Origin of the sequence: Streptomyces sp. NPDC046557 (genome assembly GCF_040645975.1) — a bacterium.
GTDB lineage: Bacteria > Actinomycetota > Actinomycetes > Streptomycetales > Streptomycetaceae > Streptomyces.
In genome coordinates, this window is sequence record NZ_JBEYZH010000004.1 from 401,492 (window position 1) to 420,525 (window position 19,034).

17 protein-coding genes are annotated in these 19,034 nt (G+C 73.5%); 9 read left to right on the forward strand and 8 right to left on the reverse strand.

Annotated features, from left to right (window positions below):
- Positions 1-121: 121 nt before the first annotated feature.
- From ABZ934_RS13010 to ABZ934_RS13020, 3 genes are all read left to right on the forward strand, one after another.
- Complete coding sequence (locus ABZ934_RS13010; protein WP_361312125.1) at positions 122-736, forward strand: hypothetical protein; 615 nt, start codon at positions 122-124, stop codon at positions 734-736.
- A 127-nt stretch (positions 737-863) separates the two neighbouring features.
- Complete coding sequence (locus tag ABZ934_RS13015) at positions 864-3,320, forward strand: right-handed parallel beta-helix repeat-containing protein (protein WP_361312126.1); 2,457 nt, start codon at positions 864-866, stop codon at positions 3,318-3,320.
- 104 nt (positions 3,321-3,424) lie between these two features.
- Positions 3,425-3,901: an SRPBCC family protein gene (locus tag ABZ934_RS13020; RefSeq protein ID WP_361312127.1), complete on the forward strand. Its 477-nt coding sequence runs from the start codon at positions 3,425-3,427 to the stop codon at positions 3,899-3,901.
- Positions 3,902-3,947: 46 nt separating this feature from the next.
- Here ABZ934_RS13020 and ABZ934_RS13025 read toward each other — a convergent pair whose 3' ends face one another.
- On the reverse strand, positions 3,948-5,075 hold the full coding sequence (locus ABZ934_RS13025; RefSeq protein ID WP_361312129.1) for a PLP-dependent cysteine synthase family protein: 1,128 nt from the start codon (positions 5,073-5,075) through the stop codon (positions 3,948-3,950).
- A 318-nt stretch (positions 5,076-5,393) separates the two neighbouring features.
- Between ABZ934_RS13025 and ABZ934_RS13030 the strand changes: the two genes are divergently transcribed.
- On the forward strand, positions 5,394-5,936 hold the full coding sequence (locus tag ABZ934_RS13030) for an ATP-binding protein (protein ID WP_361312131.1): 543 nt from the start codon (positions 5,394-5,396) through the stop codon (positions 5,934-5,936).
- Between the two features lie 76 nt (positions 5,937-6,012).
- Here ABZ934_RS13030 and ABZ934_RS13035 read toward each other — a convergent pair whose 3' ends face one another.
- Both ABZ934_RS13035 and ABZ934_RS13040 read right to left on the reverse strand, forming a co-directional pair.
- Positions 6,013-7,311 (reverse strand): ROK family protein, encoded by a 1,299-nt coding sequence (locus ABZ934_RS13035; RefSeq protein WP_361312132.1) that lies wholly within the window; start codon positions 7,309-7,311, stop codon positions 6,013-6,015.
- A 40-nt stretch (positions 7,312-7,351) separates the two neighbouring features.
- Positions 7,352-8,002, reverse strand: coding sequence for an alpha-ketoglutarate-dependent dioxygenase AlkB (locus ABZ934_RS13040; protein ID WP_361312133.1), 651 nt, complete (start codon positions 8,000-8,002; stop codon positions 7,352-7,354).
- 51 nt (positions 8,003-8,053) lie between these two features.
- Between ABZ934_RS13040 and ABZ934_RS13045 the strand changes: the two genes are divergently transcribed.
- Entirely contained in the window at positions 8,054-8,806 is a 753-nt protein-coding gene (locus ABZ934_RS13045) for a maleylpyruvate isomerase family mycothiol-dependent enzyme (protein ID WP_361312135.1), read from the forward strand.
- 10 nt (positions 8,807-8,816) lie between these two features.
- Here ABZ934_RS13045 and ABZ934_RS13050 read toward each other — a convergent pair whose 3' ends face one another.
- Together ABZ934_RS13050 and ABZ934_RS13055 are read right to left on the reverse strand one after the other, a co-directional pair.
- Positions 8,817-9,167 (reverse strand): spherulation-specific family 4 protein, encoded by a 351-nt coding sequence (locus ABZ934_RS13050; protein WP_361312200.1) that lies wholly within the window; start codon positions 9,165-9,167, stop codon positions 8,817-8,819.
- A gap of 613 nt (positions 9,168-9,780) precedes the next feature.
- Entirely contained in the window at positions 9,781-10,488 is a 708-nt protein-coding gene (locus ABZ934_RS13055; protein WP_361312136.1) for a TetR/AcrR family transcriptional regulator, read from the reverse strand.
- A gap of 166 nt (positions 10,489-10,654) precedes the next feature.
- Between ABZ934_RS13055 and ABZ934_RS13060 the strand changes: the two genes are divergently transcribed.
- Positions 10,655-11,119, forward strand: a complete 465-nt coding sequence (locus ABZ934_RS13060; RefSeq protein ID WP_361312137.1) for a nitroreductase/quinone reductase family protein — start codon at positions 10,655-10,657, stop codon at positions 11,117-11,119.
- 518 nt (positions 11,120-11,637) lie between these two features.
- Here ABZ934_RS13060 and ABZ934_RS13065 read toward each other — a convergent pair.
- The gene (locus tag ABZ934_RS13065; RefSeq protein ID WP_361312202.1) at positions 11,638-12,828 is read right to left on the reverse strand and encodes a geranylgeranyl reductase family protein; all 1,191 of its coding nucleotides are present in this window, start codon (positions 12,826-12,828) and stop codon (positions 11,638-11,640) included.
- A 269-nt stretch (positions 12,829-13,097) separates the two neighbouring features.
- Between ABZ934_RS13065 and ABZ934_RS13070 the strand changes: the two genes are divergently transcribed.
- The gene (locus tag ABZ934_RS13070) at positions 13,098-14,462 is read left to right on the forward strand and encodes a dipeptidase (protein WP_361312139.1); all 1,365 of its coding nucleotides are present in this window, start codon (positions 13,098-13,100) and stop codon (positions 14,460-14,462) included.
- A gap of 135 nt (positions 14,463-14,597) precedes the next feature.
- Positions 14,598-15,305: an MBL fold metallo-hydrolase gene (locus tag ABZ934_RS13075; RefSeq protein WP_361312140.1), complete on the forward strand. Its 708-nt coding sequence runs from the start codon at positions 14,598-14,600 to the stop codon at positions 15,303-15,305.
- A gap of 124 nt (positions 15,306-15,429) precedes the next feature.
- Here ABZ934_RS13075 and ABZ934_RS13080 read toward each other — a convergent pair whose 3' ends face one another.
- Complete coding sequence (locus ABZ934_RS13080) at positions 15,430-16,467, reverse strand: NUDIX domain-containing protein (protein WP_361312142.1); 1,038 nt, start codon at positions 16,465-16,467, stop codon at positions 15,430-15,432.
- Positions 16,468-16,688: 221 nt separating this feature from the next.
- On the opposite strand from ABZ934_RS13080, the gene ABZ934_RS13085 reads away from it, so the two are divergent.
- Positions 16,689-17,675 carry a LacI family DNA-binding transcriptional regulator gene (locus ABZ934_RS13085; protein ID WP_361312203.1) on the forward strand — a complete coding sequence of 329 codons (987 nt, stop codon included), beginning with the start codon at positions 16,689-16,691 and terminating at the stop codon, positions 17,673-17,675.
- Positions 17,676-17,707: 32 nt separating this feature from the next.
- Here the strand turns inward: ABZ934_RS13085 and ABZ934_RS13090 are convergent, their stop codons facing one another.
- Entirely contained in the window at positions 17,708-19,006 is a 1,299-nt protein-coding gene (locus ABZ934_RS13090; protein WP_361312143.1) for an aldolase, read from the reverse strand.
- Positions 19,007-19,034: the final 28 nt, after the last annotated feature.

Sequence of the window (19,034 nt, forward strand, 5' to 3'; positions counted from 1 at the left end):
GAACGTGTTCCGGACCGGGCGCGGCCGGATGCGCGCGTCTCTCGCGTTCCGGAATGCGCGTCCGCCGGGCATGCGGGAAGCTGGGACGCGCAGGCAGGCGGAGGCGAGGGGGTGCCGGACCGTGTGGACAGCAGTGGGTGTGTGGCGTTGGCGGCGCAATCCGCTGCGCCGCAGAACTGATCTTTTCGAGGCGTGGCTGGCGTTGGCCGCGGCGGTGTGCGTCCTCGTGCTCGCCCCGGCCATCGGCTGGTTCGCGGGCACGCGGGTGGACGACACGCTCCAGCACGCCGTGCGCGAGCAGCGGCAGGAGCGGTACCTCGTCCCGGCCGTGGTGCTCCGGCCGGCGCAGAGCACGCTCGCGGACGGCATGACCGCCGACAAGTCGGCGGGGCCGCAGACACCCCAGCGGACGCGGATCCTCGCCTCGTGGACGGCGCCGGACGGCAGCAGCCACCAGGGGACCGTGCCGGCCGCCGAGGAACCGCCCCGGCCCGGGGACAGGTTCCGGATATGGACGGACACCAGCGGCAGGCTCGTCGGGCAGCCGCTCGCCTCCTCGGCCGCCGCGTTCCACTCCGTGATGGCGGGCCTGGCGGCCGCCCTGGGCGTGGCCGCGCTGGTGGAGACGATCCGCCGGCTGATCGTACGGCGACTCATGCATCGGCGGTACATACGCCTGGACCGGGCGTGGGCGGCGGTCGGGCCGGATTGGGGCCGGACGGGCGCGGGCAGCTGACCTGGCAACTCACCGGCCCGGCTCGCGCTACGGTGGACCGGGCAGGCCGGTCGCGGACGGATCGCGGCGCCGGCCGCGGCGGTGACTGCCGTCGACGCGAAGACGAGGGTGGGGGCACGACAGCACCATGGCTCAGGGCACGGTCCAGCTGACACACGGCGGGTCTTCGCGCTGGCGGCGCCGCTCCGGGGAGTACGCGACGCTGACCGCCGCGCTCGCCGTCGCCGGGGACGGAGACGTCCTGTCCATCGCGCCCGGCACCTACCGGGAGAACCTGGTGCTGCGCCACGCCGTCACCCTGCGGGGACCGGAGGGCGCGGTCGGGTCCGTGCGCATCGCCCCGCCCGACGGCGTCGCCCTGACCGTGAGCGCCTCTGCCGTGGTGCAGGACCTGTACCTGGAGGGCCAGGACCGCACGGCGCCGGCACTGCTCGTCGAGGACGGTTCGCCCGAGCTGACCGACCTGAGGGTCAACACCCGCTCCTCGGCCGGCATCGAGGTCCGCGGCGCCGGCGCCCGGCCCCTGGTGCGCCGCTGCACGGTGGAGAACCCGGCCGGGATCGGGATCGCCGTACTCGACGGCGGCGGCGGTGTGTTCGAGGAATGCGAGGTGGTGGCGGCCGGGCAGAGCGGGATCTCGGTGCGGGGCGGTCACCCGCGCCTGGAGCGCTGCCGGATCCACCACGCCACGGGCGCGGGCATCGCCGTCACCGGCGAGGGCTCCGGCCTGGAGGCTCTGGGGTGCGAGGTGTACGAGATCAAGGGCACCGGCGTGCAGGTCGCGTCGCGTGCCTCGGCCCGCCTCACCGACTGCGCGGTGCACCGCACTTCGGCGGACGGGGTCACCCTCGACACGGACGCGGTTCTCACGCTCGACGGATGCGACATCCACGACATCCCGGAGAACGCGGTGGACCTGCGCTCGCGTTCGGTGCTCGCGCTGAGCCGCACCACCGTGCGCCGCTTCGGCCGCAACGGCCTGTCGGTGTGGGACCCGGGGACCCGGGTCGACGCCCGGTCCTGCGAGATCCACGACAGCACGGGTGACTATCCGGCGGTGTGGATCAGTGACGGGGCCACGGCCTCGCTGGACTCCTGCCGGGTGCACGACGTCCCGGACGCGTTGTTCGTGCTGGACCGGGGCTCGCGCGTGGACGTGGTCGACAGCGACCTGTCTCAGGTGCGCAACACGGCCGTCTCGGTGAGCGACGGGGCCACCGCGCAACTGGACGACTGCCGCATCCGGGAGGCGGCGACCGGCGCCTGGTTCCGTGACCACGGCAGCGGCGGCACCCTCGCGAACTGCGCCGTCGACTCCGTCCAGACGGGCGTGATCGTCACCAAGGGAGCCGACCCGGTCCTGGAGCGCTGCGTGGTCACCTCGCCCTCCGAGGCCGGCTTCTACGTCTCGGCGGGCGGTCGCGGCACCTTCACCGCATGCCGGGTGAGCGGCAGTTCCGGCTTCGGCTTCCATGTGATCGACGGCAGCCGTACCTCGCTCGCCAAGTGCCACACCGAGCGCTGTGCTCGCGGCGGCTACGAGTTCGCGGAGGACGGCCCCGTCGCGGAGGACTGCACCAGCGACGAATCCGGGCCGCGCCTCGCCGCCCAGTCGGCCGCCGGCGGCGGCCCGGCCCGCGAGCGCGCGGGAATCCGTACGGTGACGGCGGCGCCCGGCCCCGTACCGGGGGCCGTCGAGGTACCGGCGCCCCGCCCCGCCGACGAGCCGGACCCCGCCGCCGCGCCCGCCCGGGGATCCGGTGAGGTGCTGGGCCAACTCGACGCGCTGGTGGGCCTGGACAGCGTCAAGCGTGAGGTGCGTGCCCTCACCGACATGATCGAGGTGGGGCGCAGGCGGCAGCAGGCGGGCCTCAAGGCGGCGTCGGTGCGCCGGCACCTGGTCTTCACCGGGTCCCCCGGCACCGGCAAGACCACCGTCGCCCGGCTCTACGGGGAGATCCTCGCCTCCCTCGGCGTACTGGAGCGGGGTCATCTGGTCGAGGTGTCCCGGGTGGACCTCGTCGGCGAGCACATCGGGTCCACCGCGATCCGGACGCAGGAGGCGTTCGAACGGGCGCGGGGCGGGGTGCTGTTCATCGACGAGGCGTACGCCCTGGCTCCGGAGGACTCGGGCCGCGACTTCGGGCGCGAGGCGATCGACACGCTGGTGAAGCTGATGGAGGACCACCGGGACGCGGTGGTGGTGATCGTCGCCGGGTACACGGCGGAGATGGAACGGTTCCTGACCGTCAACCCGGGTGTGGCGTCCCGCTTCTCCCGGACCATCACCTTCCGAGACTACGGGCCGCAGGAGCTGTTGCGCATCGTGGAGCAGCAGGCGGAGGAGCACGAGTACCGGTTGGGCGAGGGGACCGCGCAGGCGCTGCTGGCGTACTTCACGGAGCTGCCCAAGGGCCCGGCCTTCGGCAATGGCCGCACCGCCCGGCAGACCTTCGAGTCGATGGTCGAGCGGCACGCGGGACGCGTCGCCCAGCTCAGCGACCCGGGGACGGACGAGCTCACCCTGCTCTTCCCGGCGGACCTGCCGGCGCTGCCGGCCGGGGTGGTGGCGGCCACCTCCTGAGGCGAGGGGGCCGCCCTGGAGACATCCGACAGGTGGGCGGGTAGGGTGCCCGCACCGCCGTTCGGCGCCGCCGCTTCGCACCGCGTTCCGCAGGGGGTATCACGATGGTTCGCCGACTCCGTGCCGTGGGGCTGGACTTCACCGGGACGGCGCCGGTCCGGCTGGTCTTCGCCGCGCACGTGACCCAGCCGCCGGCTCCGGTCTACCGGGCGCTCGCCGAGCAGGTGGCGGACTGGCCCGCCTGGTTCAAGGCCGTCACTCTGGCCCGGTCCACGCACGACGGCGCGGGCCGCGAGATTGGGCTGGTGGGCGGGGTCCGGTTCCGGGAGACCGTCGTGGCGGCCGAGCGGGAGCGGTGCTACGCGTACCGGGTGGACGAGACCAACGTCCCCGGAGTGCGTGCGTTGTTGGAGGAGTGGCGGCTCAGCCCCTCCGGTTCCGGCACCCGGGTGCAGTGGACCTTCGCGGCGGACGGACCGGCCCTGTTCCGGTTCGCCCTCGCCGCCGCACGCCCCGGGCTCGGGCGCTCGTTCCGCTCGGCGGTCGGCGCGCTCGACGCCCGGTTGGAGGCGGGGCGGTGACCGTACGCCGGCCGCGCGGTCGGGCCCGGCGGCCTGCGCGGGCGGGTCAGGCCGAGGGCTCCCGCCACGCCCCCGTCGTCAGCAGCGTCTCGATGGTCTTCGTGTACGGGGCGGTGTCCAGGTTCTGGGCCGCCAGCCAGTCGTCCGAGTAGTACTTGTCGAGGTAGCGGTCGCCCGGGTCGCACAGCAGGGTCACGACGCTGCCCGTGCGGCCCTGGGCCACCATCTCCGAGACGATCTTGAGCGCGCTCCACAGGCCGGTGCCGGTCGAGCCGCCCGCCTTGCGCCCGATGGCCTGCTCCAGCGCCCGGCACGCGGCCACGCTCGCGGCGTCCGGCACCTTCATCATCCGGTCGATGGCGCCCGGCACGAAGCTCGGTTCCATCCGGGGACGGCCGATTCCCTCGATGCGCGAGCCGCAATCGCTGCTCGCGTTCGGGTCGCCCTGGGTCCAGCCGTCGAAGAAGCAGGAGTTCTCCGGGTCCGGCACGCAGATCCGGGTGTCGTGCTGCATGTAGTGGACGTAGCGCGCGATCGTCGCGGAGGTGCCGCCGGTTCCCGCGGTCGCCACGATCCAGGTGGGTTCGGGGTATCGCTCCAGGCGCAGCTGCTGGTAGATCGATTCCGCGATGTTGTTGTTGCCGCGCCAGTCCGTGGCCCGCTCCGCGTACGTGAACTGGTCCATGTAGTGCCCGCCGGTGCGGGCGGCCAGTTCGGCGGACTCCTCGTACATCTTCATCGAGTCGTCGACGAAGTGGCAGGTGCCGCCGTGGAATTCGATGAGGCGGCACTTCTCCGGGCTGGTCGTGCGCGGCATGACGGCGACGAACGGGACGCCGATCAGCTTGGCGAAGTACGCCTCGGAGACGGCGGTCGAGCCGGAGGACGCCTCGATGACCGGGCGGCCGGGACGGATCCAGCCGTTGCACAGCGCGTACAGGAAAAGGGAGCGGGCCAGGCGGTGCTTGAGGGAGCCCGTCGGATGCGTCGACTCGTCCTTCAGGTACAGGTCGATGCCCCACTCCTCGGGGAGCGGGAAGCGCAGCAGGTGGGTGTCGGCGGACCGGTTGGCGTCGGCTTGGACCTTGCGCACGGCTTCGTTCAGCCAGGCCCGGTACTCGGCGTCGCTGCGGTCGACGTCGTCGGCCCTGGCGGTGGTGCTGGTCGTGCTCATGCGCCTTGCTCCTTCATCACTTCCATGACCCCCTGCCTTCGCAATGTACCTCCCCCACCTGCGCAAACACTTCCTTTGGGTCTCCATGCGAATTGCTTTTGGGCCGACGCGGAGAGGGCACGGGAGGGCCGCCCGCGGCCGCCTGCCGGTGGCCGCGGGCGGCTTTGAGACGCCCGACGATGGCTTTCGGACGGGACGCGGAGGCCCGGCGCAGATCGTCATGCCCGTTCGGTTGCACACCGGCCCACCGTGGGTGACCCTGGTGAGGCGTCACAGAGGGTGCAGCACCCGTAACACTCATGTCGGGGAGTCGCAGCCGTGATAAGTCATTCCCGCAGGCACTGCGTCGTCGAACTGCAGGCCCTGCCCGCGCGGATCGGCCAGATCCGCAGAATCGTTTCGGCGCAATTGCGTCACTGGCAGCTCGACCCCCTCATCGATCGGGCCGCGCTCGGAGTGACGGAGCTGCTCAGCAACGTGCACCGGCACGCACAGCCGGACAAGGTGTGCCGGGTGGAAATCGAGTTCCGGCTCGGCCGGCTCACCGTCTCGGTGCACGACAGCGATCCCCGGCTGCCCGTGGTGCGCGAGTCCGCCGCCCTGGAGACCTGCGGACGCGGTCTCGCGCTCGTCGCGGCGATCAGCGAGGCATGGGGCGCCCGGCACCAGCAGGACGGGCCGGGCAAGGTCGTGTGGTTCTCCATGCGGGCCGCCCCCGCCCCGACGGCGCCGACCCGCACCGTGCGGATCTCCCCCAAGGCCGTACGGGAGCACGCCCCGGCGGCGCTCTACGCCGTCGAGCCCGCGGCCGTCGCCACCACCGTGCCGGTATCGGCCCGGGCCGGAGCCCGGCCCGGGTAGTCCGGGGCCGCCGCGGCCGGGTCTGCGCGGGGCCGTCGCGTGCGGGGGCCGTCGCGCTCCCCGCCGCCGGTCCCGGTCAGGCGGCCGCGCCCAGCGCCCCCAGCGGGTCGTCCAGCACCGGCTGCCAGGCCAGCTCCGCCGCGCCGACCAGGCTGTTGTGGTCCAGGGTGCAGGGCAGGATCGGCACCCCACCGCTGCGCCCCCACAGGCTCCGGTCCGCGACCACCGCGCGCAGCCGCTCGGGATCCGCGTGGAGCAGTTCCCGGTGCAGACCGCCCAGGATGATCCGGTCCGGGTTCAGGATGTTCACCAGGCCCGCGAGCCCCAGTCCCAGCCGGTCGATGAGTTCCTCGGCGGCCGTCCGTACGGTCGGGTCCGCGAACTCGGCGCGCAGCAGGTCCCGCGCCTGCTGGAGCAGTGACACCTCGGGGCCGGGCGTACGCCCGGCCGCCGTCAGGAAGGCCAGCGGGTCCGCCTCCACGTCCAGGCAGCCCCGGCTGCCGCAGTGACAGGCCCGGCCCTCCGGGTTCACGGTGAGGTGGCCGACCTCCAGGGCTAGACCGGCGCTGCCGCTGTGCAGGCGGCCGTCGAGCACCAGCGCCCCGCCGACTCCCCGGTGGCCGGTGGCCACGCACAGCAGGTGCTGAGCGCTGCGACCCGCCCCGTGCCGGTGCTCCGCGAGCGCGGCGAGGTTGACGTCGTTGCCGGTGAGGGCGGGGCCGTCGATCCCGGCCGCCTTCACCCGTTCGGCGAAGATGGCCCGGACCGGCGAACCGGCCGGCCAGGCCAGGTGCAGCGGGTTCAGTGCCGTGCCCTCCGGCTCCGCGACCGCCGACGGCACGGCGAGGCCCGCGCCGATGCAGCGCCTCCCGGACTCCGCGAGCAGCGCGGCGCCCGCGTCGACGACCGCGCCGAGGACCTGCGCCGGGTCGGCGGACACGGTGACCTTCCCGGGGGCGGTGGCCACGATCCGGCCGCCGAGACCGACGAGTGCGGCCCGGAAGCCGTCCGAGTGCACCTGGGCGGCGAGCGCGACGGGGCCGTTCTCCTCCACCGCGAGCCGGTGCGAGGGCCGGCCCTGGGTGCCGCCGGCGCCACCGGGGCGGGAGTCGACGCGGATCAGACCGAGCGCCTCCAGTTCGGCGGCCACGGCTCCGGCGGTGGCGCGCGTGACGCCCAGCTCGGCCGTCAGCACCGCCCGGGTCGGGGCCCGGCCGGTGTGGACGAGTTCCAGTGCGGGGCCCAGCGCGCCCCGGCCCCGCTCCAGTTTGGTCCTCGTGGCGGCGGCGCCCCGGTCGGCGGCGGAGCCCGCCGATGAGACCGTGGACACCGTGGACGCGTCCCCCACCCGCCGCGGGGCCCCGTTGCCGTTCATGACAGCGATCCTCGCACGAGCGGGGGGCGCCGGACGCCGCTCACGGCAGGAGGCCACCGACCCGCAGTGTGATGTTCAGCCGCCCCATCAGACCCAGCTCGGGCGGAGCGGTGCCGGGCAGAACCTTCGGCACGCCGTGGTAGGCGAGCCGGCTCGGTCCGCCGAAGACGAACAGATCACCGCTGCGCAGTTCGACGTCCCGGTACGGGCGGCCCCGCGAGGTGGTGTTGCCGAAGCGGAAGAGACAGGAGTCGCCCAAACTAAAAGAGACGACGGGCGCCGGCGACTTCTCGTCGGAGTCCCGGTGCATGCCCATGCGGGAGTCACCCTCGTAGAAGTTGACGAGGGCGATGTCGTACACCTCGTCCGGTGGCCGCCCGTAGACGTCGGCGACTGCGCTCCGCCCCAGTTCGGCGAGCCATGCGGGCATCGGCTTGACCGGCGTCCCGTCGCCGTCGACGGCGGTGCGCGCGTATCCGTACGGGTACCAGTGCAGCCCCAGGCACACCTGGCGGGCGGTCATCGTCCCTCCGCCCGGGGTGTGTACGGTGCGCAGGCCCGCCGGCGGGCGCGCCCACGCGCGGCAGGCGGCGAGCAGCTCGCGCTGTCGGCGCCGGTCCAGCCAGTCGGGCACGTGCACCGCGCCGGGGGCGATCTCGGTCCGCTCGCGCGGGAAGAGTTCGCCTTCCATGTCCCCATTGTCGGGTGACCGGTGTCAGTGGTGGCCGGCACACTTCCCTCCGTGAAGATCATCGACTTTGTGGACACGCTGGCCCGCGAGGGCGAACTGATGGCGGAGGCGGCCGAACAGGCGGGCACGGACGCCCTCGTACCCACCTGCCCCGACTGGCGGGTCACCGACCTGCTGCGGCACACGGGAGCGGTACACCGCTGGGCGGCCGGGTACGTCGGCGGCCGGGTCATGGAGCCGGGTCCGTTCCCGGACACCCCCGAGCTGACCGGACCGGAGCTGCTGGCCTGGTTCCGGGAGGGGCACGCGGCGCTGGTGCGGACGCTGGCCGAGGCCCCGGCGGATGTCGAGTGCTGGACGTTCCTGCCGACGGCGCCGTCACCCCTGGGGTTCTGGGCCCGACGTCAGGCGCACGAGACGACCGTCCACCGGTTCGACGCGCAGGCGGCGTCGGGCGTCCCGTTCTCGGCGGTGACGCCCCGGTTCGCCGAGGACGGGGTGGACGAGTTGCTGACCGGCTTCCACGCGCGCTCGCGCAGCCGGGTGCGCAGCGCTGAGCCGCGCGTCGTGCGGATACGGGCGACCGACACCGGCGCGGTGTGGACGGTGCACCTGTCGCAGGAACCGCCGCGCACGGTGCGGGGTGACACGGACGGCCCGGCGGACCTCGACCTGACGGGCGAGGCGGCCTGGCTGTACGCGGCCCTCTGGAACCGCCTTCCCCTGACCGGCACCGGCGACGGCCGGGACGACACCGACCACCCGCTCGCGCGGCTGTGGACGGAGACCTCCCCCATCATCTGACGGCACTGCCTCACCCCCTGGTCCCCCTCGTCCGACACCACCGCCGCCCGGTTCGCCGGGGCGGCGGCGCCGGGCCGTCCCCTCCCGGTCGGGCCGAGGACGGGGGCGGCGCCGAAGTCGGTGCCGGGAGCCGGGCCGGGTAGCAGTCGGCTACGGCGGTGCCGGGGTTGTTCACCACCAGGTCGGGCAGGGCCGGGTCGACGGCGTGCACGGTGTCCGCGACGTAGCGGCGCAGCCGTTCGTAGAGGTCGCGGGTGGCGTTGGCCGGCCCGCAGTCGCGGCTGACCACGTCGAAAAAGATGCCGTCGACGTGCAGGCGGCCGTCGGGCGTCTTCAGGTAGTTGTCGACGGAGGCCAGGATGGCGGCGGGGTCGCGGTTGCCGTGGTCGGCGTGGACCGTAGCCGAGCACCTTGGTCCGCTCCCCGGTCGCCGTGGTGCCGCCGCGCAGGGCGTCCGCGCGGGCCTGCCGGCGGGCGCTGAACGGGGAGTCGCCGTTGCCTGGGTTGAGGACGACCACCGAGACGGCCGGGCCGGCGGCGGTCAGGCCCCACAGCATCGGGTCGTCCGCCCACACGTCGGCGGGGACGGCGATCTCCAGGCCCCGGACGCCCGGAGCCCGGGGGGTGGGCGGCGCGACGGGTGCGGGAGCGGGCTCGGAGGCGGACGGGCCCGGTGGAGCTGATGGGGCCCCGGCGGGGGCTTCCGCCGGCGTGGAGCGCCCCGACGCCTCGCAGGCCGGCGCCGGGGCGCTCCAGTAAGAGGACGGTCATAACGGCGTACAGCGCCTTCGCGGCGCGGGCGCCGGCGCGGGCCATGGCTATCTCTCCGACGGCGGCAGGGGTGACCCGAGGAACACCAGACGCGCGGCAGTGCGGAAGGGGCCGAACTCCTCGGCGTTCATGCGACGAGCAGAAGAGCGACGAATCGTTTCCATCAGCCCGTCGCCGGGCCGGATCACGGTGCGACCGTCGCCTCAGCCGCGCGGGTCGGCGGACAGCCCCACGTCGCGCGCCAGTCGGTCCACGGCGTGCGCGAAGAAGGCGGCGCGGTCCTCGACGACCCGGTTGAACTGACCGAACAGCTCGAAGGAGATGAGGCCGACGAACTGCGCCCAGGCGGCGACCAAGGCCACGGTCACCTCGGGCGGCAGGCCCTCGGCGAAGTCGGCGGTCATTCGCAGGCCCTCGGGGCGCAGGGCTTCGGGCAGCGGAGGCAGGGCCAGGCCGTGGCCGGTGTGGGCGGTACGGAGGATGTCGATGAAGGTGTTGGCGACGCGGGAGGCGGGGCCGACGGTATCGAGGGGCGCACTGTAGCCGGGAACCGGGGAGCCATAGATCAGCGCGAACTCGTGCGGGTGCTCCAACGCCCAGGCGCGGACCGCCTCGCAGACGGAGACCCAGCGGGCGCGGGGCGCGACGCCGGCCGCACGACCGGTGGCGTCGGCTTCCTCGGCGGCGGCGCCCGCGCTGTCGTAGGCGTCGATGATCAGCGCGGTGAGGAGTTCGTCCCGGCTGGGGAAGTAGCGGTAGAGGGCGGAGGAGACCATGCCCAGATCGCGGGCGACGGCGCGCAACGAGAGCTTGGCGGCGCCCCCCTCCGCGAGGTGGCGGCGCGCTTCGTCCTTGATGGCGGTGGTGACCTCGGTGCGGGCCCGTTCGCGGGCCCCTCGCACGGTGCTCATGACGGTCAGTGTGTCATGCGAATGGAGCAGTGCTCAAGAAAGGGAGCGCTGCCCCGTTCGCAGCGCGTCGCTCACTTTAGAGAGCACCGCTCTTGCTTTGGAGCGACGCTCCGTGCACACTGGTCTCAACCGAGAGCGCCGCTCTCCCACCGCCGCGGAGGCCGTCATGAGCGCGTCCACTCCCAAGCCCTACTACGCCGGGCGCAGCCGGCTCGGCATCCGCTTCAACGCTCTTTTCGGCAAACTCGCCCGACTGGGCATCAGCCTGGCCGGCAGCGCCGAGTTGTCGGTGCGCGGCCGTACCTCCGGCCGGATGCAGCGGATCCCGGTCAATCCGCACGCCTTCGAAGGCTCCCCGTACCTGGTCTCCGTCCGCGGCCACTCCCAGTGGGTCGACAACGTCCGCGCCGCCGGCGGCGGCGAGCTGCGCGTCGGTCGCAAAGTCCGCACGTTCACCGTCATCGAGATCACCGACCCGGCGCAGAAGGCCGCGGTGTTGCGCACCTACCTGGAGCGGTGGGGGTGGCAGGTGGCCCAGTTCTTCCAGGGCGTCACCGCGAAGTCCTCCGACGCCGAACTGCGGGCCATCGCCGCGGACCACCCGGTCTTCCGCCTCACCGTGTCGCACTGAACCGGCCTCGCACCCGGGGAAGGCACGAGCGACCTTCGACCGTGCGGGCGATCCGGGACACTCACACGGCCCGACGACCTGCGCCGAGCCGCCGTTCCCCTGACGTTCCGTCATGCTCTCGTGGGCCTTCGTCAGCCTCACGGGCGTCGCCGACTTCGCCTTCGCCGGGCACGACGGGACGGTCCTCGCCGCCCTGAACCCGAGCAGCCGACTCGCCCTGGTACGGCCCGACGGCACGCACCGCATCGTGCTGACGGCGCGGGACGGACTGTCGAACCCGACCTCGGTTGCGATCCGTCACCACCGGGTCTACGTGCCCAGTGCCGCGTACACCACGCAGCGCGACCCGAACCTCCGGGTCGCCCGCCTCTCCGGCCGCGGCGCCAACGGCCACGCGCCCCGCACCAAGCACCAAGCACCAAGCACCAAGCACCAAGCACCAAGCACCAAGCACTTGCGACCAGGCGAGGTGCCGCCCGCGCCCGTGGCAGGGTCGGGCGGCGGCCTCCCGCCCCGCCTCAGTCCTGACGCCGGCGCGCCTGGCGCGCGTCCAACACGTGCAGCGCCTTGCGGGCGAGCGGGTACGAGCGGACCAACTCGGCCAGCGTCGTGGACCCGCGGGTGATCCGGGCGAAGGCCATCCAGGCCGGGCGCAGCCCGGTGATCGCCGCGTGCAGCAGCCCCGGCTTCGCCTCGAAGAGCGCCAGCATGCGCTTGCCCACGCCCATCTCCACGCCCAGCCCCGCCTTGACCGCGAAGGCGTAGTTCAGCGCCTGGCGCCGGGCGTCCACCGCGTCCTGCGCCTCGGAGATCTTCACGGCCCACTCGCCCGCGAGCCGCCCCGAGCGCAGCGCGAAGGAGATGCCCTCCCGCGTCCACGGCTCCAGCAACCCGGCCGCGTCCCCCGCCACCAGCACCCGGCCGCGCGAGAGCGGCGATTCCGGTGTGCGGCAACGGGTGAGGTGCCCCGAGGAGACGGCCGGCTCGAAGCCCGCCAGGCCCAGACGGGCGATGAAGTCGTCCAGGTAGCGTTTCGTCGCGGCACCCTCGCCCTTCGCCGAGATGACGCCGACCGTGAGGGTGTCGCCCTTGGGGAAGACCCAGCCGTAACTTCCGGGCAGCGGGCCCCAGTCGATGAGCACCCGCCCCTTCCAGTCCTCGGCGACGGTCTCCGGGACCGGGATCTCCGCCTCCAGACCGAGGTCGACCTGCTCCATCTCGACGCCGACATGGGCACCGATCCGACTGGCGCTGCCGTCCGCGCCGACCACGGCCCGGCCCAGTACCGTCTCTCCGTCCGCGAGGACCACGGCCACCGTGCGCCGGTCGGGCACCGCCGCCCCGTGCTGCTCGACGCGGCTCACGGCCGTTCCCGTACGGACCGTGGCGCCGGCCCTCTCCGCCTCCGCGACCAGTGCCGCGTCGAACTCGGCCCGGTTGACCATCCCGAACAACATGCCGCGCGAGCGCCGGGTTCGGGTCAGCCGCCCGTTCATCGAGAAGGTGACCGCGTTGATCCGGTCCTTGAAGGGAAGGACGAAGCCCGGCGGCAGTGCGTCGCGGGAGGGGCCGATGATTCCGCCGCCGCAGGTCTTGTACCGGGGCAGTTCGGCCTTCTCCAGCAGCAGGACCCGCCGCCCGGCCGCAGCCGCCGCGTGGGCCGCCGAGGCCCCCGCCGGACCGGCCCCGACCACGACCACGTCCCACACCTCGCCGGTCGCCCCGGCGCTCTCCTCTTCGGCCCGCCCGGCGTCGTTCTGCTCCCCGCTCGGGCCCTGTACCTCGTCGTCGCTGCTCACGATGTGCTGCTGCTCCTGATCAGGCTGTTCCTCGGATGCCGGGGAAATCCTACGGCGGGAGATCGTCTCGCCTCGCTGTGCGAGGATCGATGCTGTCTTTCGCCGTACCCCTTACGCGCACCACGCGGATGCGGGAGGCGTACACGTACACCAACGTCGCACCCAAGAGGAGCGTGCCCATGTCGCCGATTCCGGTCGCCGAGACCATCGCCTCGCTGATGCCCCGTGCCCGGCAGGAGCTGGCCGAGCTGGTGGCCTTCCGGTCGGTGGCGGACTTCTCGCAGTTCCCCAGGAGCGAGAGCGAGGCCGCCGCGAACTGGGTGGCGGACGCCCTGCGCGCCGAGGGCTTCCGGGACGTGGCCCTGCTCGACACCCCCGACGGCACGCAGTCGGTCTACGGGTACCTGCCCGGCCCCGAGGGCGCGCCGACCGTCCTGCTCTACGCCCACTACGACGTACAGCCGCCGCTGGACGACGCCGCCTGGATATCCCCCGCCTTCGAGCTGACCGAGCGGGACGGCCGCTGGTACGGGCGCGGCGCCGCCGACTGCAAGGGCGGCTTCATCATGCACCTGCTGGCGCTGCGGGCGCTCAAGGCCGACGGTGGCGTGCCGGTCGGGGTGAAGGTGATCGTCGAGGGCTCGGAGGAGCAGGGCACCGGCGGCCTCCAGCAGTACGCCGAGGCGCAGCCGGAGCTGCTGGCCGCCGACACCATCGTCATCGGCGACGCCGGCAACTTCCGGCTGGGCCTGCCGACGGTGACGGCCACGCTGCGCGGGATGACCCTCCTCAAGGTCAAGATCGACACCCTGGCCGGGAACCTGCACTCCGGCATGTTCGGCGGTGTCGCCCCCGACGCGCTGGCCGCGCTGATCCGCCTCCTGGACTCGCTGCGCGCGGCGGACGGTTCCACGACGGTGGACGGGCTGGCCTCGGACGCGGTCTGGGAGGGCCTCCAGTACCCGGAGGCCGACTTCCGCGCCGACGCGAAGGTCCTGGAGGGCGTGGGACTCATCGGGGAGGGCACGGTCGCGGACCGGCTGTGGGCCCGCCCGGCCGTCACCGTCCTCGGCATCGACTGCCCGTCGGTGGCCGGCGCGACGCCTTCGGTGCACGCGAGCGCCGGTGCGTTGATCAGCCTGCGCGTGCCGCCGGGCGTGGACACCGCGGAGGCCATCAAGCTCCTCCAGGCCCACCTGGTGGCGCACACCCCGTGGCAGGCCCGACTGGAGCTGGAGGTCGTGGGTCAGGGGCAGCCGTTCCAGGCGGACACGAGCAGCCCCGCGTACGCGTCGATGGCGGCGGCCATGGAAGTCGCGTACCCCGGCCAGGAGATGCAGGTCAGCGGCATGGGCGGGTCGATCCCGCTGTGCAACACGCTGACGTCGCTGTACCCCGACGCGGAGATGCTGCTGATCGGCCTGAGTGAGCCCGAGGCGCAGATCCACGCGGTGAACGAGAGCGTCTCCCCGCAGGAGTTGGAGCGCCTGGCGGTCGCGGAGGCCCTGTTCCTCGTGAACTACGCCCGCTCCAAGCGCGCCTGAGAAACGGCGGGGCCCGATCCACGCGGGCCGATCCACCGCGGCCCGATCCACGGCGGCCCGATCTACGCCACGGGTGAACTCCGCTTCCGGTGAACCGCGCCCCGGAAGCGGAGCCTCCCCGCCTACGTTCGACCCATGACCGAACTCGAACCGGTGGAGGTCGTACCCCACCGTCTGCACATGCTCCGATTCCCCATCGGCCAGGCGTACCTGTGGCGCGACGGCGCGGCCCTGACGCTGATCGACGCCGGGCACGCGGGGGCCGCGGACGCGATCGAGGGGGCGATCCGTTCGCTGGGACTGCTCCCGGAGCGACTGGAGCGGATCGTCCTGACCCACTGCCACCGCGACCACGTGGGCGCGGCGGGCGAACTCGCCGACCGGTGGGGCGCGCGGATCGTGGCGCACCGCCTGGACGCCCCCGTGATCAGGGGCGAGGAGCCGGTGCCGGAGCCGGTGCTGCTGGACTGGGAAGTCCCCTTGTACGCGCACGGCCTGACCGTCCCGGAGGCGCCGCCGACCCGGGTGGACCAGGAGGTGGAGGACGGGGAACGGCTGCCCTTCGGGGACGGCGCGGTGATCGTGCACGCGCCCGGACACACGCCGGGCAGCGTCGCCGTGCACCTGCCGGAGCACGGCGTGCTGTTCACCGGGGACTGCGTCGCGGGAGTCGGCGGGGTCATGCTGGGCGTGTTCAACGTGGACCGCGCCCGAGCCGTCGCCTCTTTCCGGCGCCTGGCCGATCTGGCGCCGTCGGTGGCCTGCTTCGGCCACGGCGACCCGCTGACCAGCGCCGCGGCCGACACCCTCCGGGCCGCCGCCATGGCCACCACCACCGCCTGACGTGCCCGGCGGGACCCGGCGGTACTGCGCGTCCACCGGATCTGCCGGGACTACCGGCCCGGCAGGACTACGGGCCCGGCAGGACTACGGGCCCGGCGGGTCTACGGGACCCCGGCCGGGCGGCTTACGGGGCCGGGCGGCCCGCCTCCAGGTACAGGGGCCGGCCGCGTTCGCGGGCCCGCAGGGCCCAGCGGAGGCGCTCGAAGCGGACCGGCGGCAGCATGCCGGCGGCCTCCGCCTCGGTCGCGAACCGCCACTCCCGCAGCTCCGGCCCCGGCAGCCGCAGCCCCGCGATCTCCCGCTCCCCCAGCCGCCCCCCGTCGAACAGCAGCCGCAGCCCCCCGTACGCCGGGGACACCGGCGGTTCCCAGTCGACCACCAGCAGCTCGGGCGACCGCTCCAGCGTTAGGCCCAGCTCCTCCGCGACCTCCCGCACCCCCGCGCACGCCGGCGCCTCGCCCGACTCCACGACGCCGCCCGGGAACTCCCAACCCGGCTTGTACGTCGGATCGACGAGGAGCACGCGGCCCGCCTCGTCGAAGAGCAGCACCCCCGAGGCGACCGTCTCCCGCGTCGGCTCGGGCGTCTGGACGATCTCGCAGACCGTCGCCGCCCCCGTCCGTACGGCGTCCGCGATCCGCTCCGCGGTCTCCCGTACCGTCAGCCGCCCGTTGTCGACGACGTGGGCGTCGGCCGTCAGCCAGCCCAATGCCTGTCGGTAGGCGGGGATGTGGTCGTACGCCCACTGCCTGACCCGGGCGTCGACCTGCTCCGGCGCCCCCGGCTCCTCCCGAGTCGCGATCCGTTGGCGAAGAATCGTTTCCGCAGGGGCCAGCAGCACATGCCGCACCGGTATCCGCCGCGCCGCGAGGCCGCCGAAGATCTCGTCGCGGTACTCCTGGCGCAGCAGCGTCATCGGCACCACCAGGACCCCGCCCAGCTCCACCAGCATCGCCGCCGCCGTCTCCACGACGAGCCTCCGCCAACTCGGCAGGTCCTGATAGTCGTCGACCTCCGCGAGCCGCTTGCGGGGCAGCAGCGCCCGCAGCGCGTCCCCGACGAACTCCGGGTCGAACACGGTGCTGTCCGGCAGGAGTCCGGTCAGTTCGCGGGCCGTGCTGGTCTTCCCGGCACCGAACGTGCCGTTGATCCAGACAATCACGTCTACCCCTCTCCGATGGTTCGCCTCGAAGCCCCCAGTGGCTTGCCCGCCTCACCCTGCCACGGAAACCCGCTCCCCGGTGGAGTGCTTATCCTCAAGGTCAGAGCCTTGTCCCGGGTCCCTGCCCGACGCCCGCCCGTGTCCCGCCCGACCGCTCCGCCGGAGGTCCCGTGCCCCACACCCGCCGCCCGTCCGTACCCCGTTACGGCAACCGACCGACCATGAAGGACGTGGCCGCCCAGGCGGGCGTGGGCCTCAAGACGGTCTCGCGGGTGGTCAACGGCGAGCCGGGCGTCACTCCCGACACCGAGCGGCGCGTGCAAGAGGCCATCGACGCCCTGGGGTTCCGCCGCAACGACAGCGCCCGCGTGCTGCGCAAGGGCCGCACCGCCACCGTGGGCCTGGTCCTGGAGGACCTCGCGGACCCCTTCTACGGGCCGTTGAACCGGGCCGTGGAAGAGGTGGCCCGCGCCCACGGGGCGCTGCTCATCAACGGCTCCAGCGCCGAAGATCCCGAGCGGGAGCGCGAGTTGGCCCTCGCCCTGTGCGCCCGCCGGGTGGACGGCCTGATCGTGATCCCGGCCGGGGACGACCACCGGTACCTGGAGCCGGAGATCCGCGCGGGCGTGGCCACGGTGTTCGTGGACCGCCCCGCGGGCCGCATCGACGCGGACGTGGTCCTGTCGGACAACTTCGGCGGCGCCCGGAACGGCGTGGCGCACCTGATAGCCGCGGGTCACCGTCGGATCGGCTTCATCGGCGACCATCCCCACATCCACACGGCGACGGAACGCCTGCGCGGCTACCGCGCGGCGATGGCGGCCGCCGGCCTGCCCGTGGACGAGTCCTGGGTGGCCCTCGGCCCGACCGCCCCGGCACCCGTCACGGCCGCCGCCCGCCGGATGCTGGCGGGCCCGGACCCGGTCACCGCGCTGTTCGCGGGCAACAACCGGGTGACGGTCACGGTGGTACGCGTCCTGGCCGTCGAGGTGCGCCCCGTCGCCCTGGTCGGCTTCGACGACTTCGAACTGGCCGACCTGCTGCGCCCCGGCGTGACGGTGGTCGCCCAGGACGCGGCGGCCCTGGGACGGGTCGCGACCGACCGGCTCTTCCGGCGCCTGGCGGGCGCCGATCTTCCCCCGGCCCGCGTCGAACTGCCGACCCGCCTCGTCCCGCGCGGCTCGGGCGAACTCCCCCCGCCGGCCTGAACCCCGCGAGGGGGGTTCAAGGCCGCCTGGGCTCAGGCGTTCGCCTTCAGCGTCGCGGAGCGGCGCGGGATGGCGAACGCGTCGAGTTCGGCGCGGGTGAGGCCGGTCAGCGCCGTGACCTCGTCGGTACCGACGGCCCCGCAGTCGAGGCCGCGGACCAGGTAGCCGGCCAGGGCCTTGGCGGTGGCGGGCTCGTCCATGACGTCGCCCTCGATCTTGGCCACGTACGCCTTCAGCCGCGCCGCCGCGGCTTCGAGCCCCTCGCGGTAGAAGGTGAAGACGGCCGCGTAACGCGTCGGCAGGTGCCCGGGGTGCATGTCCCAGCCCTGGTAGTAGGCGCGGGCGAGGGCGCGCCGGGTGAGCCCGTAGTGCAGTTTCCAGGCTTCGTGGACGTGTTCGGTGGTGCCGATCGGCAGCACGTTCGTCGAGCCGTCGGAGACGCGTACGCCGGTGCCCGCGGCCGCGACCTGCATGATCGCCTTGGCGTGGTCGGCGGCGGGGTGGTCGCTGGACTGGTAGGCGGCGGAGACGCCGACGCAGGCGCTGTAGTCGAAGGTGCCGTAGTGCAGGCCGGTGGCGCGGCCCTTGGCGGCCTCGATCATGCGGGCCACGGTGGCGGTGCCGTCGGAGGCGAGGATGGACTGGCTGGTCTCGATCTGGATCTCGAACCCGATCCGGCCCGGGCGCAGGCCCCGGGCGGTCTCGAACGCCTCCAGCAGCTCGACGAAGGCGGTGACCTGCTCGGCGTAGGTGACCTTCGGGAGGGTGAGGACGAGACCCTCGGGCAGGTCACCGCGTTCCAGAAGCCCGGAGAGGAAGACGTCCGTGGTGCGGATGCCGCGGTCGCGGACGTTGGACTCCATGCACTTCATGCGGATGCCCATGTACGGGGCGCTCGTGCCGTTGGCGAACGCCTCCGAAACGAGGCGGGCGGCGCGCGCGGCGGCCTGGTCCTCCTCCTCGTCGGAGCGGACGCCGAAGCCGTCCTCGAAGTCGACGCGGAGGTCCTCGATGGGCTCGGAAGCGAGCTTGGCGCGCACCCGCTCGTAGACGGGTACGGCCAGCTCGTCGGAGATGCCGAGCACCTTGGCGAAGGTGACGGCGTCCGGGGCGTGCTCGTCGAGGGCCGCGAGGGCCTGGTCGCCCCAGGAGCGGATGGTGTCGGCGGCGAAGACGTCACCGGGGACGTAGACCGTGTGGATGGGCTGACGGGTCCCGGGGTCGCCCGGGTAGTGCCGCGCGAGTTCCGCGTCCACCGGGGCGAGGGAGGCGCTGATGCCCTCGCTGACCGCGCCTGCGAGGCTCGTCGCCACCTTCTCCTGCTGACCCATCGTGCACTCTCCTCTTTTCCGCTTCACG